The sequence below is a fragment of the Clostridium sp. AF21-20LB genome (assembly GCF_003478795.1).
GTDB lineage: Bacteria > Bacillota > Clostridia > Lachnospirales > Lachnospiraceae > Otoolea > Otoolea fessa.
The window spans coordinates 54,470-70,583 of the sequence record NZ_QUGD01000002.1 but is presented as its reverse complement, the minus strand read 5'-3'; the positions used below and the strand labels follow the sequence as shown (position 1 = coordinate 70,583).

Genomic DNA, 16,114 nt, shown 5'->3' with positions numbered 1-16,114 from the left:
CGCACAGATCCAGTGGGGCACCTGCCGGCAGCTTCAGGACGAGGTGGAGGCGGCTGCCAAGACGGCAGAGAACTATCAGGCGCAGGTGGATCGCAGAGAGCGGGAACTGGCAGCGGGGCTTTGCACGGAGACGGATCTGCTGCAGGCTCAGAAAAACCTGCTAAGCGCCCAGACAGCATTACAATCCACGACCGATCAGGCAAATAAGGCGCTGCGCCAGCTTGCCATTTTACTTGGAAAGAGCGGAACTTCTATTACGCTGGGGGAAATTCCAGCCGTATCGGCAACGGAACTGGCTTCTATGAATCTGGATGCGGACCGCGCGGCAGCTGTCATTGCAAGTTCCAGTGTCAAATCAGCTAGACGATCCTCCGCAACCGGGGATGCGGCGCGCAAGCTGCGCCACCAGCAGATCGAGGAAGCCGAGAGCGCCGCAAGCGCCTCAGCGGATGAGCAGTACGCTGAGATAGCGGCATTAAGCCTAGAACGCGACGCGGCGCAGGCAGCCTACCAGTCTGCCGAAAAAACATACGGCGCCACCCAGATTAAGTATCAGTCCGGTGCGATTAATAAAGCAACGTATTTACAGGGTGAGGCGTCTTATCTGCAGAAAAAAGCAGAACTAGAGACTGCGAGATTTCCCTGCGGACGGCGTATGATGCGTATGAGTGGATGTTGAAAGGGGTTGCGTGAGGATTAAGTGATTGCGCTTCCTAAGACTGTATGTTTTGTATGGATACGTGAAATGGAATTTTATAAGATGGGTTTGAAAAAGGATGTGCCAAGGCACATTCTTTTTCATGCTTTCGGTGTGAGAACAAATTTGTATTTGCGTATTGTTCCGGTCAATGGTACAATCATAGGCGGAATTTTGAACCGGTAAACGATAGACTGAAAGGGTACGCCCGTTCACGGACCCATGGAAAAGGGCGGAAACGAAAACGGGAGGAACATATAGATGCAGCAGGAGAATATGAAGACATTGGAATCCCTGGAAGATTTTCGGCATTTTTCGGAAAAAGAGCTGGAAATACGGTTTGACCAGCTTAAGAAACAGATTGTACCAGCGGACAAGACAATCCGGGAGCAGGCAGAAAAACATTGGGAGCATGTGGCAAAACCGCTTGGCAGTCTGGGAGTCCTGGAGGAAGATATTGTGCGGGCGGCGGCAGCACAGGGGGAGGAAGTGCCAGACTTCTCCAAGCGTGCGCTTTTAATTTTTTGCGCAGATAATGGGGTAGTCGAAGAAGGCGTATCACAGACCGGGCAGGAGGTTACGGCGGCAGTTGTTTCAAATATGACACGCGGTAGAAGCTGCTCCTGCCTGATGGCAGAAAAGGCAGAGACAGATGTGTTTCCGATCGATATGGGAATTGCCTGTGAGGTAGAACATCGGGGAGAACTTCATCCCCTGACGGAACGGAAAATCCGCCGTGGAACTTCCAATTTTACAAAAGCAGCAGCGATGACGCGCCAGGAGGTGTTGACAGCTATTTTGACGGGAATCGATGCAGTGCGTGTGCTGAAGGAGCAGGGGTACCGCTTGTCTGCAGTGGGTGAAATGGGGATCGGCAATACGACAACCAGCAGTGCGGTAGCCTCGGTTCTGCTGCAAAAAGAACCGGAACTTGTCACTGGAGCTGGGGCGGGGTTAGATTCGGCTGGATGAAACGGAAAACGGAGGCAATCCGGCGTGGAATCGGACTGCATCACCCGGATCCCATGGATGGCATGGAGGTATTGCAAAAGGTAGGCGGATTCGATCTGGCGGCGATGGCAGGTGCTTTTTTGGGCGGTGCCATCTATCATGTTCCGGTTGTGATTGACGGGGTTATCGCGGCAGCTGCGGCGGCAGCTGCTGGAAGAATTGCACCGGCAGCGACGGACTATATGCTGGCAGCCCATGTATCGGCGGAACCGGCGTCTATCTGGCTGCTTGATTTGATAGGAGTAACTCCGGCTATCCAGGCGGGACTTCGACTCGGAGAAGGTACAGGGGCGCTGGCGCTGTTTCCACTGCTGGATATGGCGCTGTCCATTTACCGGGATATGGATACGTTTGCGGAGATGGAAATAGAGGAATATAAGCCGCTGGTGTGATGAGATATACGGATTAAAACATTTTTTGCGTATGTTTTTAAAGCATGGAAACTGCTGCAATTCGGTGAAAAAGAGGATAAATGAACGATGTTATATATAGTTACAGGCGGCAGTGGCAGCGGTAAGTCCGAATATGCCGAACAGACTGCCGTGCAGTGCCGGAACGGGAACGGTGGGACACTCTGGTATCTGGCGACGATGCGGATTTGGGATGATGAAGGCAGAAAACGGGTGGAGCGCCATCGGCGGATGCGCGCGGCAAAAGGGTTTAAGACGATTGAGCGGTATACGGGGTTAGAAACATTAGAATTAGAGGAGAGATTCGAAGAGTACAATTCGGCTGGTTTGGACGATGAACAGGAAAACGATAGTTTGAAGCGCTGGGAGTCCTGCCGAGTGGCACAAAAACCAGTGCTTCTCCTTGAATGTATGTCCAACCTTGTCCTCAATGAGTTTTATGCTCAGGAAAATGGTGCGCAAGAGCGGATTCTGCAAGGAATAAAACACTTGCAAAACCAGTGCCATGACCTTATCATTGTAACGAATGAGATCTTTTCGGACGGTGCGACGTATGATCTGGAATCGGAGCGGTACATAGAGCTTCTGGGACGGATCAACCGGGAACTGGGACAGATGGCGGATTCGGTGACGGAAGTGGTGTATGGAATTCCGCTTGCGGTGTCAACACCTGTTTTTGCAGCCGATGAAAGGACAAAAGATGTAGGGTAGTCAGTGAGTGGAACAGAGCGGAATGCCTGCTAAAGTTATGGTTGCCAGAATAGAGTCAGGGGGATCGAAGATTGAATCTGATAGGAAGTTTTATCATTGCATTTTCCATGTATTCACGCATTCCGATGCCGCGCATGGACTGGACGGAAGAGCGGATGCGCTATGCGCTTTGTTTTTTTCCGCTGATCGGGGCGGTGATCGGGGCGGTAGAGATAGCCACGTTTGCGCTCTGTGAAATTTTGGGTGCTGGAGTTCTGTTCCGGACCTGCCTGTTGACGGCGGTTCCACTATTGATTACTGGTGGAATCCATATGGACGGGTATCTCGATGTGACGGATGCGCGCCATTCCTACGGCGAGCGGGAAAAAAAGCTGGCGATTTTAAAAGATCCACATACGGGGGCGTTTGCGATCATCGGTCTGGGGCTGTACCTGCTTCTCTATGCGGGGTCAGTTTCTGAGTTTGTGGGAGCAGATGTGTGGCTGCTGCCGGGGGCGCTTATGCTGGAACGCGCCTGCAGCGGCTATTCGGTGGTGGCATTTCCAAAGGCGAAAAAGGACGGGCTTGCCGCTGAATTTTCCAGAAGTGCCGAGACAAAGGTTGTCCGCGTGAGTATGGCAGTTTTAGCAGTGTTGGCGATCAGCTGGATGATTTACTGGGGACATCTGCGCGGCGCTCTGGCAGCGTTGACGGCTCTTGCAACCTTTGTTTGCTATTATCGTTTTTCCATGCGGGAATTTGGCGGCATCAACGGCGATCTGGCAGGGCATTTTCTGCAGAGCTGCGAGCGGAATGTGGTGCTGGTGCTGGCGGCGATGCGGCTGGCAGGTACGTGCCTGCGGTTTTTGAATTTTTAAGCGAGGAAAAGCAGAATGATTTTTATAATTGGCGGCAGGGAACAAGGAAAGACAGCGTATGCGATGAAATTGTGGGAAAAACGTACTTTGGAACGGAGGAAAACAAAAGACTTATCCACCGTTCTGAATCGATCGAAAAATCCAGAAGCGTGTAGAGTTACGGCACGCATCGCGGATGGGAGATTAGAAACGGACGAACAGACGATCATGCAGGCGGATCTGATCACACATTTTGAACTGTTTGTGAGGCGTGAGATGGAAGCCGGGCGCGATCCATACGTGTTTGCAGAACGCCTGATGCAGGAAAATCCGGATGCATTCGTGACGGCGGATGAAATCGGCTGCGGCATTGTGCCGATGGAAGCATTTGAGCGCGATTACCGGGAGACAGACGGGCGCATTTGCCAGCGGATCGCCGCATATTCGGAGGAAGTGCATCGGGTTATCTGCGGTCTGGGAATGCGGATCAAATAAAAGAATAGTTGGGAGTAGACAAAATGACAGCAATCAGTAAAGTATTGACAGGAATGATAGAAGGCAGAATGGTCGGATATCACTTAGCTGCGATTCTGGCAGGTTATCTTCTGGATCTGTGCCTGGGTGATCCGCATTCGATGCCGCATCCGGTCCGGGCGATCGGAAATCTGATTGTGTGGCTGGAAAAATATTTGCGTCCAGCTGGAAAAAAGCATGCAACGGAACGGGGGGAACGCCGCGCGGGCGTTCTTTTTGTGTGTCTGGTGCTGCTTGTGACAGGCAGTGTGGCAGGCGCAATCCTCTGGATTTCCCGTCTGGGCGGCATCTGGATTCAGACAGTAGTCGAGGCGGTCATGACTTACTATCTGCTGGCGGCGCGCTCCCTGCGGGATGAGAGCATGGCGGTCTGCCGGAAGCTGGAGGCGGGAGAGATCGAGGGAGCCCGCTATGCAGTGTCGATGATTGTCGGGCGCGATACGAAACCTCTTTCAGAGGCGGGGATTGCACGGGCGGCAGTTGAGACGGTAGCGGAAAATGCGTCGGATGGAGTGATTGCGCCTTTGTTTTATCTGGCGATCGGAGGTCCGCTTCTTGGCTGGCTGTACAAGGCAGTCAACACGATGGATTCGATGGTCGGATATAAAAATGACAGATATCTGCATTTTGGACGCGCGGCAGCAAAACTGGACGATCTGGTAAACCTGATTCCGTCGCGTCTGGCAGCGCTTTTATTGATAGTATCTGCATACCTTTTACGATATGACGGAAAGAATGCTTACCGTATCTGGCGGCGTGATCGCCGGAACCACAAAAGCCCCAATTCCGCGCAGACCGAGTCGGCATGCGCCGGCGCGCTGGGCTTGCGACTGGCGGGCGATGCCTGGTATTTCGGCAAGTTAGTTCCGAAGCCATATATCGGTGATGAGATACACCCGATTGAACCGCAGGACATCCGCCGTGTCAACCGCCTGATGTATGGAGCGGCGGGAATCATGGGACTTCTGGCACTGGTGATGCGGGCTGTGATTTTGTTTTGATAAGGGAATTTTAACAAAGAAGAATATAAAAAAGGCAAAAAATCCAAATAATGAAACAATCAAACAGATAAAAATATCAAAAACAGAACGAAGGAAAGAGTAACCAGATAAAGAATACACAAAAAAGAGGGAACAACAGGGAGGAAGCATCTATGCCATACACGCACGGCGGCGATATTTACGGTGATGCAGCCGTAGAGTTAGATTTTTCAGTCAATACAAATCGTCTTGGAATGCCGCAGGCTGTCCGTGATGCTGTGATAGCATCGTCGGCTGCTTGGGAACAATATCCGGATGCTTTATGCCGGAAGCTGCGGCGTGCAGCGGCTGCTTTTTATGAGGCAGACGGCACGCCGATTCCGAAGGACTGGCTCGTGTTTGGAAACGGTGCTTCGGATATTTTATATGCAGTTGTCTCAGCGATTCGGCCCAAACAGGCGATTTTGCTGGCACCGGGATTTTCGGAGTATGAGCAGGCGCTTCGGATGTGCGGCTGCAAGATCCGGTGGCTTCATTTAAGGGAAGAAAATGGATTTTCCCTGGAGAGTACGAGGGAAGAATTGTATGCCATGCTTTGCGATGGCTCTGGGGATGCATCGAAGATAGATTCGGTCCCAACTTTATCCTCTAAACATGAAAACGTCTGGGAAAAAATATTGATTCTCGGAAATCCCAATAACCCGACAGGGCGCGCTATTTCAGCCACCGAGCTGGAAAGGTTGGCGGAGGTCTGCCGGGAAACACATACCTGGCTTATGCTGGACGAGTGTTTTCAGTGGTTTTTGGATACACGGAGAGAATGTTCGTTTGTTGGAAATTTGTTAAATGGTGTTGGAGATCACGTTATTCTCTTAAATGCCTTGACCAAAATTTGCTCAATGGCAGGCCTTCGCCTGGGCTATGGCATCATCTCCAATGCCGGACTCCGGGAACGCCTCGAGAAGTTCCGCCAGCCGTGGAGTGTCTCGGCTCCGGCACAGGCGGGCGGGGTGGCGGCATTTGCGGTACTGGCGGCTCATTCAGAAGGAAATCTGCTGGAATGGACGGTTAAATCTTTGCAGACGGAACGTCCGCGGCTGGCGGAAAAACTGGAAGAACTGGGATTTATCGTTTATCCGTCCCAGACAAATTATCTGTTGTTCCGTTCGCCGGATGAGGATTCGCGCGATTACAAACAGGGGTGTTTAGAGCATGGCATTTTGATTCGCGCCTGTGAGAATTTTGAAGGGCTGAACCGTCATTATTACCGGGTGGCGGTGCGGAACCGAGGAGAAAATGAAAGGTTGATAAATATTTTGAAAGAGGTACAATCTGAAGAAAAACACAATGTGAATTTGTAATATAAAACGAACCCATAAAATAGCCTCTGTCATTTGAAAGGACAAATGGCAGAAAAATAGTTTCGGTTAAGCACAAAATAGCTTCGAATTAAATAGCTTTGAGCAACCATTATTTGGTAAGACACTCAAAAATAAGGAGGATTTCACCGTGGCAAAAGCAATCATGATACAGGGAACGATGTCCAATGCGGGAAAAAGCCTGCTGGCGGCGGGACTCTGCCGGATTTTCAAGCAGGACGGCTACCGCGTGGCGCCGTTTAAATCGCAGAATATGGCGCTGAACTCCTATATTACCAGCGAGGGATTGGAAATGGGACGCGCACAGGTAGTGCAGGCGCAGGCGGCGGGCTGTGAGCCATCGGTGGACATGAATCCGATTCTCTTAAAGCCATCCAGCGATGTCGGTTCTCAGGTGATCGTGCGCGGTGTCCCGATCGGCACAATGCCCGCGAAGGAATATTTCAAGTATAAAAAGCAGCTAATCCCGGAAATCAAGAAAGCGTTTCAGCACTTGTCCGAACAGTACGATATCATCGTGATCGAGGGCGCCGGCAGCCCGGCGGAGATCAACTTAAAATCGGATGATATCGTGAACATGGGAATGGCGCGCATGGCGGGTGCGCCGGTACTGCTTGCCGGGGACATCGACCGGGGCGGCGTGTTTGCACAGCTCTATGGAACGGTAGCGCTTCTGGAACCGGATGAACAGGCGATGGTTAAGGGGCTTATCATCAACAAATTCCGCGGCGATAAGACGATCCTGGATCCAGGTGTTGAGATGATCGAGAAATTATGCAAGATTCCGGTGGTCGGCGTCGTTCCGTACATGGATGTGGATATCGAGGACGAGGATAGCTTAAGCAGCCGCCTTTCATCCACAGGGCGGAATAATACCCTTAAACAGGAAAACGAGTCATCTGAAAAACATGTAGAGGCATGGATCGACATTGCAGCCATCCGCTTTCCGCGTTTATCCAATTTCACTGACCTGAACGTCTTTGACCCGATCCCCGGCGTTTCGGTGCGTTATGTGAGCCGTCTGTCTGAGCTGGGACGACCGGATCTGATTGTTCTTCCGGGAACGAAGAATACGATCGAGGATCTGCTCTGGATGCGGCAGAATGGTCTGGAAGCGGCAGTTTTAAAGAAAGCAGCCGGAGGAACGCCGATCTGGGGCATCTGCGGCGGCTATCAGATGATGGGACAGACGCTGTCAGATCAGGAAGGAACCGAGGCGGGTGTGCCTGGGCGTACGATCTCCGGTATGGGACTTCTGCCGTTACAGACACAGTTTCAGGAAGAAAAGACCAGGACGCAGGTCAAGGGATGTTTCGGGACGGTCAGCGGTATCTTTTCCGGGCTTTCGGGGATGGAGGCGGAAGGATATGAAATACATATGGGAGAGACATCATCGGTCGGCGGTGATATTGTTAAGAACGTGATCAAGGAGCAGGAAAAAGCCGTAAATCATAGTTTATTGAAACTCAGGGAAGAACAGGCGGGAAACCACACTGAAAAACAGGATGGCTGCTGCCGGGACAACCTTTACGGCACTTACGTCCACGGCATTTTTGACAAGGCAGAGGTGGCGGAGACGATTGTCTGTGCGCTGATGAAAGAAAAAGGAATGGAGCCGGAAGTCGGCGGATTATCGTTTGATTATGAGAAATACCGGGAAGAGCAGTACAACCGGCTGGCAGACACGATGCGGAAGTACTTGGATATGGAAGCAATTTACCGGATTCTGGAAGAGGGAGTGTAGATAGATGGATGAGAAAATGAAAGAACTCAGTCAGGTATTGCCATCGGAGATCGAGGCGAGAAGTTTTGAGATTATCACCGAGGAGCTGGGGAAGCGGACATTTCCGGAGAAAGAAGCACCAATTGTGAAACGCGTGATTCACACGACAGCCGACTTTGAGTACGCAGATTCGCTTGTATTTTCACCGGGCGCAGTCGATAAGGCGTTGGAAGCCTGAAAAATGGGGCCTGCATCGTGACTGATACGAATATGGGAAAATCCGGTATCAACAAGCGCGCGCTTGCGTCGCTGGGCGGCGAGGTCTACTGTTTTATGGCGGACGAGGATGTCGCGAAGAAAGCGGCAGCGTCCGGGACCACCCGTGCGGTTGCCAGCATGGACAAGGCGGCAGAAATGGGAAAAGACTGTATTTTTGCAGTTGGGAATGCACCGACCGCGCTGGTGCGTCTGTACGAGTTGATTCAGGAGGGAAAAATCCATCCGAAGCTCATCATCGGCGTACCGGTCGGCTTTGTCAATGTCGTGCCGTCCAAGGAATTGATTATATCCTTGCCGGACACTCCTTATATTGTGGCAAGAGGCAGAAAGGGCGGCAGCAATGTAGCCGCCGCGATCTGCAATGCATTGATTTATCAGTTGACGCGCAAATAAGATGTGATGGTGTTAAATCTGCGGTATTAAAATGTACATGGATGCATTCTCAAAAGATATGCTGGATATGGGCGGATGTTTATCAGCAGCCAAAGCCACCGCCGCCACAGCAGCAGCACAGAAGCAGGATCCAGATCAGGCAGTCGCAGTTGTTGCCGCCGCATCCGTGATCAAAGCATCCGCCTCCACATCCGCCGCAGCACAGCAGAATCAGAATCAGGAAGAGACAGTTGTTGTTGCCGAAACCGCCGCATCCACAGCCACAATTACAGCCGCAGCTTCCTCCGTTGTTATCACATCCGCAACCGCAGTTGGTAGCCGCTAAATCACTCATGGTTATGTCCTCCGAGATTTTCTATACACTTCATCATATGAGGGGCAGCTTGCCACAGTTTCCATAAATCAGGAAAATTAGGACGGAAATATTTTACTATAAATTTTTTGTTGAAATAATCGAGATAACCGAGATAACCGGGCGGATCGACATGGATGTTTATCCATAACGATTTGTCACAGAACATTGTACAACGAAATGAAAAGAGGAATGAAAATGGAACCGTTATATTATCAGACACCGTATGTAAAAGAATTTGATGCCATCGTCACCGCCTGCCGTCCGGTAAAGCACGGATTTGAGGTGGAACTTTCCCAGACCGGATTTTACCCGGAGGGCGGCGGACAGCCGTCGGACACCGGACGGATCGAGGAAGTGCACGTGACACATGTGGAGGAGAAACATGGCGTGGTTGTTCATGAGACGGACGCGCCGTTGGAGGTGGGAAGCACCGTTCACGCGGCCATCGACTGGGAACAGCGTTTTTCCAACATGCAGCAACATACGGGAGAACATATCATATCGGGGCTGATTCATGCCGCATACGGATATGATAATGTCGGATTTCATATGGGACACGATGAAGTGACGGTCGATCTGAATGGTCCGCTTAACTGGGAACAGTTAAAGGAAATCGAGAAGAAGGCAAATGCGGTTGTATGGGCAAATCTTCCGGTACAGGTGACATATCCGGGTGAGGAGGAATTGAAAACCATCGATTACCGTAGCAAGAAAGAGCTGACCGGTCAGGTCCGCATCGTAGAGATTCCGGGGGCGGATATCTGTGCCTGCTGCGGCACACACGTGGATTACACGGGAGAGATCGGCGTGATCAAGGTGCTTTCCCTGATGAATTACAAGGGCGGCGTGCGTTTCTCCATGCTCTGTGGTGACCGTGCGCTGGAGAATTTTGAGGCGAAGACGGAGCAGATGCAGACGATCTCTAACCTGCTTTCTGCAAAACCGGAGAAGGCGGCGGAGGCGGTCAGCCATCTGAAAGAGGAGAGCGGGCGCAAGGACGGTGAGATCAACCGCCTCTGGCAGCGCATTCTCACCATGCAGGCAGACGTCTATCCGCAGGGGCAGAAAGCGCTGGCTGTATTTGAGCAGGGCATGACGCCAGTTCTGGTGCGTCAGTTTGCAAATCTGCTATTGGAACAGGAAAAAGGAGAGACCGTGCTGGTGTGCTCTGGCGATGACGCGTCAGGTTATAACTACACAGCCGAAAGCCTCGGCCGTGATATGCGTGCATTCGGAAAAGAATTAAACGCCCGTCTGCAGGGACGCGGCGGCGGGAGCACCCAGATGGTGCAGGGAACATTCCGGGCGTCGCGGGAAGAAATTGAAAAAGTCTTTCAAGAGCTGGCGCGGATAGAAGCGTAGCTGTTTAGAAGGTTTGCGTGTTTACTGCGTGAAGTATGAGAAACGGTTTGACTTAGATTCATAAAACGGAAAAAAGCTTTCTGTGCAGCAGAGCCAATCTGCCATGCAGCCAGAAAGCTTTTTTATACAGTTTCTATCGCATCATTCAAACATTTTTTTTATACAACGGCAACGTACATACCGTGTACACCTCAGAAGAGAGCTTACTCTCCCTGATACATAAATTTAATCAGTCGGTCTAAGTCCTCTTTCTCATAAGCGACCAGCTCCAACTCTTTGATATAGCCATTGGAAAAAATATTTGCCATCGACAGATACTGGGACAGCTTGGATTTCAGGTTGATGCGGTCGCCCTCTGGGGAAACCAGTTCGACGGTTCCTTTGCAGGAATCAATTACTTTAAAAAATGTGTTTACATCGGAAATGTTCTGGATTTTCATATTTAGCCCTCCTTTATGGATTGGCACACAACCCTGTGTGCAGTTTATAATTTCGTCAATCTTTTAACAATGATAATTATAACAGACCTCTATAAAGGGCGCAATGCTCACATTTTCCAAAAAAATCCTTAAAAAAATATCCCTGTATGTCAAAAATACAGGGATGTCCAAGAAAAGATTGTCTATTAATTGTCAAAATCAATATGAAACGTGTCGTTATTTGCGGTAATATGAACATAGGAGAGATTGAAGGACTCATCCAGAATGTCTACCTTGTATTCAAATACGACGCCATTGTCTTTTTTGGAGAGAAACAGATAGGTTCCATTTTCTTTTTCCTCCATCTGATCGCAGATGTCGTTGTAGATATCCTCGCCGTTTACCTCGCCCGGATAGCCGGAAGCTTTGATCTTGTCTTCGATTGCTTTGTAAAATTCTTCCATCGTTGTAACTCCTTTATTGGTATTAGTCAATCTTTTTATACTCATTGTATTGAATTTAAATGTGTTATAAGTATACAAAATCTGCACCGTTCTGGCAAGACAAAACAAGGATTACTTTTACGTATACGGGTATTAATAAAAGAGGGTTACTGTACACGCATACGTAAAAAGTAACGGAATTTGCCGTGGCTTCGCATTTCAATACGGCAAATTCCTGCTGCCACCACGTTTTCTTACGGCACTTTCGGTTCCAAAAGTGCCTACCCGTGAACAGAAACAAAAGAGGTTCTAAAATGAAAAATAGGTCTGCCTCATGCTTGATTTATAAAACGTGAAACCTTATAATAATACGGAAATACGGTTTTGAAGAGATGAACTCAATTCCGGTGGCATAGAAACAAACGAAGTAACTGTTCAGTAGGTCTGCGGATTTATTGCGCGTGACTGTGAAGGCACTGAACAGTTACCAAACGAAAATAGTGGGAGAAGAGAAATGTCCTATTTTCCGATTTTTATAGATATGACAGATCGGCAGGTGCTGGTTGTGGGAGCTGGAAGTGTGGCATCGAGGCGGGTCGGCGTGCTGGAAAAATTTGGCGCAGCGATCACGGTGATTGCACCGACACTTCGGAAGAGATACGGAAGCTGGCGGATTCACGGAAAATCTGTCTGATTGAACAAACCTATGAGGAAGTTCGTGATACGATCTGGCAGGAAAAAGCTTTTTTATGGCGCTGGCAGCGACCGGGCAGACGGGGACGGACGCAGGGATCAAGGAGGATGCGTCGAGCCATTCCGTCTGGTTTAATATGGCTTCCGATAAAAGTCAGTCAGAGTTTTATTTCCCGGCGATCGCCCAGGGCAGAGAACTGACAGCCGGATTGATTTCTGGCGGAGCGGATCCGGGATTGACGCATCGTGTGGCAAAAGAAGTACGCCGCGTACTGGCGGAGGCAGAGGTAGAAGATACTTAATATATTTTATAGAGGAGATTAAAAATTGACAGATAAAAATAGGATCCGCGTAGGCAGCCGCGACAGTGCGCTGGCAGTTGTTCAGTCAAAGATGGCGATCGCAGCGATGCAGAATGTCTGTCCGGAGACAGGATTTGAATTGATCACGATGAAAACGACGGGAGACAAGGTGCTTGACCGTCCACTCGATGCGGTTGGCGGCAGGGGATTGTTTGTAAAAGAGCTGGATCAGGCGCTTTATGAAGGGCGGTGCGAGCTGACAGTTCATTCCTTAAAAGATATGCCGCTCTGTCCGCCGGAGGAGCTGCCGGTGCTGGCGCTTTTAGAGCGCGAAGATTGCCGCGATGTGCTGGTTCTGCGTGAAGGCTTATCCGAGCTTCCGGCACACCCGGTAATCGGAACTTCCAGCCGCCGCCGCGTCCTACAGGGGCAGAGATTATTCCCGGATGCAGAATTTAAGGGGATCCGAGGTAACCTGAACACGCGTTTGCGAAAGCTCGATTCTGGCGAATATGATGCGCTGATTCTGGCAGCGGCGGGGCTGATTCGTCTGGGATTTGCAGATCGCATCAGCCGTTATTTTTCTGTGGAGGAAATGATCCCGTCAGCAGGACAGGGCATTCTGGCAATCCAGGGACGGCGTGACCGGGAGATCCCTTTTGTGAAAATGGTTCACTCTGAGGATTCTGCGGTTTTAACCAGGGCAGAACAGGGCTTTGTCGCCACGCTTGGAGGCGGATGTTCGTCGCCGACGGCAGCTTCGGCGGTGCTTGAAAATGGAAAAATCAAGCTGAGAGGTCTTTATTATAAGGAAGAAACGGGAGAAGTCCGTATTGGTTCCATTGAGGGGGAGGCAGAGAAAGCAGCGGAGCTTGGAAGAAAATTGGCGGAACAGTTATCGGGAAAGCCTGCACTGTCTCGCTGGGGAAAGTCTACCTTATCGGCTCGGGTCCTGGCGATGCAGGGCTTTTTACCCTGCGCGGCAGAGAACTTCTGGAGCAGGCGAATGCCGTCTCTACGACGCTTTGGCAGGCGACGCGGTACTGGCTGGATTCCGGAGTACACGCGGAAAATTGACGTTGGTAAACGGAGTGGACGCCATTCGAAGAAGCAGGAAGAAATCTTAGAAATTTTATTAGAGGAAGCGAAAAAGGGCGGAACGATCGTGCGCCTCAAGGGCGGGGATCCGTTCGTCTTTGGACGCGGCGGCGAAGAAGCTGAATTTTTAAAGAAACATCAGATCCCGTTTGAGGTGGTTCCGGGTATCAGCTCCAGCCTGGCAGTTCCGGCATATTTTGGCATCCCGGTGACGCACCGAGGATTGGCGGGATCGTTTCATGTGATTACCGGACATCGTATGGAGGGCATGCCGGCTCTGGATTTTGAGGCACTTGCTCGGGTCGGCGGCACCTTAATTTTTCTGATGAGTGTTGCGAATGCGCCGAGGATCTGTGAGGGGCTTCTGAATGCGGGAATGAAACCGGAGACGCCGGCGGCATTTCTGATGAACGGAACCCTTGCGTCCCAGAGAATGATCCGCGCAACCCTGCAGACACTTCCGGAAGAGGGTGTGCGTCAGGGCGTCAAGGCGCCTGCCATCCTTGTGATCGGGGAGGTCTGTGCGCTTGCTGATACGTGTGCATGGAGAGAAGAAAAGCCGTTGGCAGGAAAACGGATCGTGATTACCCGCCCGAAGGAGCGCAGCCAGAAGCTGGCGGAACATCTGCGCGATGCCGGAGCGGAGGTGCTGGAATTTCCGACGATTGAGTTAAAACCGGTCTGGAAAAAATCAGAAAAAGCGGATGCTGGCACAGCGGATAAAGAAAAACTGTATGAACTGGTTCGGAATCTGGAATCGTATCACTGGCTGGTGCTCACAAGTCCGGCAGGGGCACAATATTTCTTTGAGCTTTTGAACCGAATGCAGAAAGATTTCAGGAGCCTTTCCCATCTGCGTTTTGCTGTGATCGGCGAGGGAACCGCGTCAGTCTGCCGGGAACACGGCATTTACCCAGATTATATTCCGGAGCGCTTTTATGCGGCAGATCTCGGAAAAGGGCTGGCAAAACGGGTGAAGCAGAACGAACGCGTATGCATCCTGCGCGCCAGACATGGTTCGCCGGAACTGACGCAGGCATTTGAAGCTGCCGGAATATCCTATATGGATGTGACACTTTACGATACGATCACGCCGGAGGAATCGCCGCTTGCAGAGCGCATCCGTGAACTCCTAAAAGAGGGCGCGATCGATGCGGCCACGTTTACGAGCGGATCGACGGTACAGGGATTCCTGGATATTTTACAGCCGGATAAGGAGACATTGAACGGATTTACAGCCGTCTGTATCGGAGAAAAGACAGAAAAAACCGCCAGCGCGGCGGGAATGAAAGCCGTACTGGCGGAGTCCGTCTCGGAAGAAGGGATTGAGCAGGCGCTCTATCATATGTAAACACATAAACAGACGTCTGTTCAGCAGGTTCATGAAGAAGTTTTCATATAGATTGTAAATGCCTGAACATACGGAACCGATAGAAGCGTGAGCGGGTAAATCAGCATTTTAGCTGTTTTTCTGCTGTAACCGGGCTTTTATGTTGTCCAGTAACAGTGCAGAAACCCGCAGACCGCCGTAGCCGCTTCCAAGATGGATATCTGGTTTGTTGGCACCGTGAAAATCGGAACCGCCGGTGGAGACCAGACCGAGACGGGAAGCTATTTCACGTAAATGAAGACTGTCGGATTGAGAGTGTGAGGAATAATAAACCTCGATGCCCATCATTCCGGCTTCTTTTAAATAGGAGAGAAGCTGCTCGGTCTTTTTCCAGCCAAGTTTATACTGGAGAGGATGTGCGAGCGCTGGTAAACCGCCAGCTACACGGATCAGGCGGATCGCTTCCTCCAGCTCAATCATCTGCTTCGGGCGGTAATATTTTTTGCCGTCCCCGAGGTATTTATCAAATGCCTGGCTGACCGAAGTGACACAGCCTTTTTCAAGCAGTGCGCGTGCAAAATGAGCACGGGTGATGACAGTGTGTTCATTTCCGTGAATTAAATCTTCATATTTAATGGGAAATCCATCTGCCTGAAATAAAGCGAGAAGCTCTTCATTGCGCCGGTTGCGGATCTCGCGGACCTGCCGCAGTGCAGATAAAAGTTCCGGGCAGTGCGGGTTCAGATAGAGCCCCAGAATATGGATTTCTTTTCCTTCATAAGGACTGGAAAATTCGGCACCGGGAATGACAGTCAGGGAGGTGTTCTCGGCTGCCTGCATGGCTTCCGCAACGCCGTCAACTGTATCATGATCCGTCAGCGCATAGGCGGTCAGACCGCATTGGAGCGCCAGCTTTGTCACTTCGGTGGGCGTGAGTGTGCCGTCCGAAGCAGTAGAATGAACGTGTAAATCAATTAACTGCATAGATGCAGACCTCCTTCTGCTGTAAGACTACCCGCATTAGGTGGAAAAGTCAAGTATGCGGCAGATACCCGCTGCAGTTTGCCAGTGTGTAAACGGGAACAAAAATGATTGTTTACATCAGATATATTTGAAAGAAGAAGCGTTATACAAAAAACAGAGCGGCTGTGGAAATTTG

Annotated in this window: 16 protein-coding genes and 3 pseudogenes; 15 read left to right on the top strand and 4 right to left on the bottom strand. The window is 50.7% G+C overall.

All coding sequences use genetic code 11. From position 1 onward, the window contains the following. Positions 1 to 7 precede the first annotated feature (7 nt). The 9 genes and pseudogenes from DWX76_RS01785 to DWX76_RS01745 all read left to right on the top strand — a co-directional run bounded on the left by DWX76_RS01785 (position 8) and on the right by DWX76_RS01745 (position 8,953). A complete protein-coding gene (locus DWX76_RS01785; protein ID WP_118570014.1) occupies positions 8 to 679 on the top strand; it encodes a TolC family protein in 672 nt (223 codons plus the stop codon). A gap of 279 nt (positions 680 to 958) precedes the next feature. Next, positions 959 to 2,100, top strand: a pseudogene (gene cobT, locus DWX76_RS01780) (nicotinate-nucleotide--dimethylbenzimidazole phosphoribosyltransferase). Positions 2,101 to 2,187: 87 nt separating this feature from the next. After that, the gene (locus DWX76_RS01775; RefSeq protein ID WP_118570013.1) at positions 2,188 to 2,829 is read left to right on the top strand and encodes a bifunctional adenosylcobinamide kinase/adenosylcobinamide-phosphate guanylyltransferase; all 642 of its coding nucleotides are present in this window, start codon (positions 2,188 to 2,190) and stop codon (positions 2,827 to 2,829) included. 71 nt (positions 2,830 to 2,900) lie between these two features. After that, a complete protein-coding gene (locus DWX76_RS01770; protein ID WP_118570012.1) occupies positions 2,901 to 3,686 on the top strand; it encodes an adenosylcobinamide-GDP ribazoletransferase in 786 nt (261 codons plus the stop codon). A 15-nt stretch (positions 3,687 to 3,701) separates the two neighbouring features. Continuing rightward, positions 3,702 to 4,160 (top strand): bifunctional adenosylcobinamide kinase/adenosylcobinamide-phosphate guanylyltransferase, encoded by a 459-nt coding sequence (locus tag DWX76_RS01765; RefSeq protein WP_118472659.1) that lies wholly within the window; start codon positions 3,702 to 3,704, stop codon positions 4,158 to 4,160. 23 nt (positions 4,161 to 4,183) lie between these two features. Continuing rightward, the gene (gene cbiB, locus DWX76_RS01760) at positions 4,184 to 5,200 is read left to right on the top strand and encodes an adenosylcobinamide-phosphate synthase CbiB (RefSeq protein WP_227589774.1); all 1,017 of its coding nucleotides are present in this window, start codon (positions 4,184 to 4,186) and stop codon (positions 5,198 to 5,200) included. Between the two features lie 152 nt (positions 5,201 to 5,352). Further along, positions 5,353 to 6,540: a pyridoxal phosphate-dependent aminotransferase gene (locus DWX76_RS01755; RefSeq protein WP_118482157.1), complete on the top strand. Its 1,188-nt coding sequence runs from the start codon at positions 5,353 to 5,355 to the stop codon at positions 6,538 to 6,540. Positions 6,541 to 6,688: 148 nt separating this feature from the next. Then, a complete protein-coding gene (locus DWX76_RS01750) occupies positions 6,689 to 8,302 on the top strand; it encodes a cobyric acid synthase (RefSeq protein ID WP_106999939.1) in 1,614 nt (537 codons plus the stop codon). Positions 8,303 to 8,318: 16 nt separating this feature from the next. After that, positions 8,319 to 8,953: pseudogene (locus tag DWX76_RS01745) on the top strand (precorrin-8X methylmutase). 82 nt (positions 8,954 to 9,035) lie between these two features. Here DWX76_RS01745 and DWX76_RS01740 read toward each other — a convergent pair. Next, positions 9,036 to 9,287, bottom strand: coding sequence for a hypothetical protein (locus DWX76_RS01740; protein ID WP_022359551.1), 252 nt, complete (start codon positions 9,285 to 9,287; stop codon positions 9,036 to 9,038). Between the two features lie 216 nt (positions 9,288 to 9,503). On the opposite strand from DWX76_RS01740, the gene DWX76_RS01735 reads away from it, so the two are divergent. Next, a complete protein-coding gene (locus tag DWX76_RS01735) occupies positions 9,504 to 10,670 on the top strand; it encodes an alanyl-tRNA editing protein (protein ID WP_118570011.1) in 1,167 nt (388 codons plus the stop codon). A gap of 203 nt (positions 10,671 to 10,873) precedes the next feature. On the opposite strand, the gene DWX76_RS01730 is transcribed toward DWX76_RS01735, so the two are convergent. Beyond that, positions 10,874 to 11,110: a hypothetical protein gene (locus tag DWX76_RS01730; protein WP_022359553.1), complete on the bottom strand. Its 237-nt coding sequence runs from the start codon at positions 11,108 to 11,110 to the stop codon at positions 10,874 to 10,876. 185 nt (positions 11,111 to 11,295) lie between these two features. Beyond that, complete coding sequence (locus DWX76_RS01725; protein WP_022359554.1) at positions 11,296 to 11,553, bottom strand: hypothetical protein; 258 nt, start codon at positions 11,551 to 11,553, stop codon at positions 11,296 to 11,298. 493 nt (positions 11,554 to 12,046) lie between these two features. On the opposite strand from DWX76_RS01725, the gene DWX76_RS14760 reads away from it, so the two are divergent. The 5 genes and pseudogenes from DWX76_RS14760 to cobA all read left to right on the top strand — a co-directional run bounded on the left by DWX76_RS14760 (position 12,047) and on the right by cobA (position 14,976). Beyond that, the gene (locus DWX76_RS14760; protein ID WP_118570010.1) at positions 12,047 to 12,226 is read left to right on the top strand and encodes an NAD(P)-dependent oxidoreductase; all 180 of its coding nucleotides are present in this window, start codon (positions 12,047 to 12,049) and stop codon (positions 12,224 to 12,226) included. Between the two features lie 55 nt (positions 12,227 to 12,281). Further along, positions 12,282 to 12,527 (top strand): hypothetical protein, encoded by a 246-nt coding sequence (locus DWX76_RS14755; protein WP_118482153.1) that lies wholly within the window; start codon positions 12,282 to 12,284, stop codon positions 12,525 to 12,527. 25 nt (positions 12,528 to 12,552) lie between these two features. Beyond that, positions 12,553 to 13,413: pseudogene (gene hemC, locus DWX76_RS14750) on the top strand (hydroxymethylbilane synthase); the annotation flags it as partial. Beyond that, entirely contained in the window at positions 13,410 to 13,604 is a 195-nt protein-coding gene (locus tag DWX76_RS14745; RefSeq protein ID WP_412693962.1) for an SAM-dependent methyltransferase, read from the top strand. The pseudogene hemC and the gene DWX76_RS14745, both read left to right, overlap by 4 nt. Next, positions 13,534 to 14,976 (top strand): uroporphyrinogen-III C-methyltransferase, encoded by a 1,443-nt coding sequence (gene cobA / locus DWX76_RS14740; protein WP_412693961.1) that lies wholly within the window; start codon positions 13,534 to 13,536, stop codon positions 14,974 to 14,976. Before DWX76_RS14745 ends, cobA begins: the two co-directional genes overlap by 71 nt. A 108-nt stretch (positions 14,977 to 15,084) precedes the next feature. Here cobA and DWX76_RS01705 read toward each other — a convergent pair whose 3' ends face one another. After that, positions 15,085 to 15,939, bottom strand: coding sequence for a PHP domain-containing protein (locus DWX76_RS01705; protein WP_118570008.1), 855 nt, complete (start codon positions 15,937 to 15,939; stop codon positions 15,085 to 15,087). Positions 15,940 to 16,114: the final 175 nt, after the last annotated feature.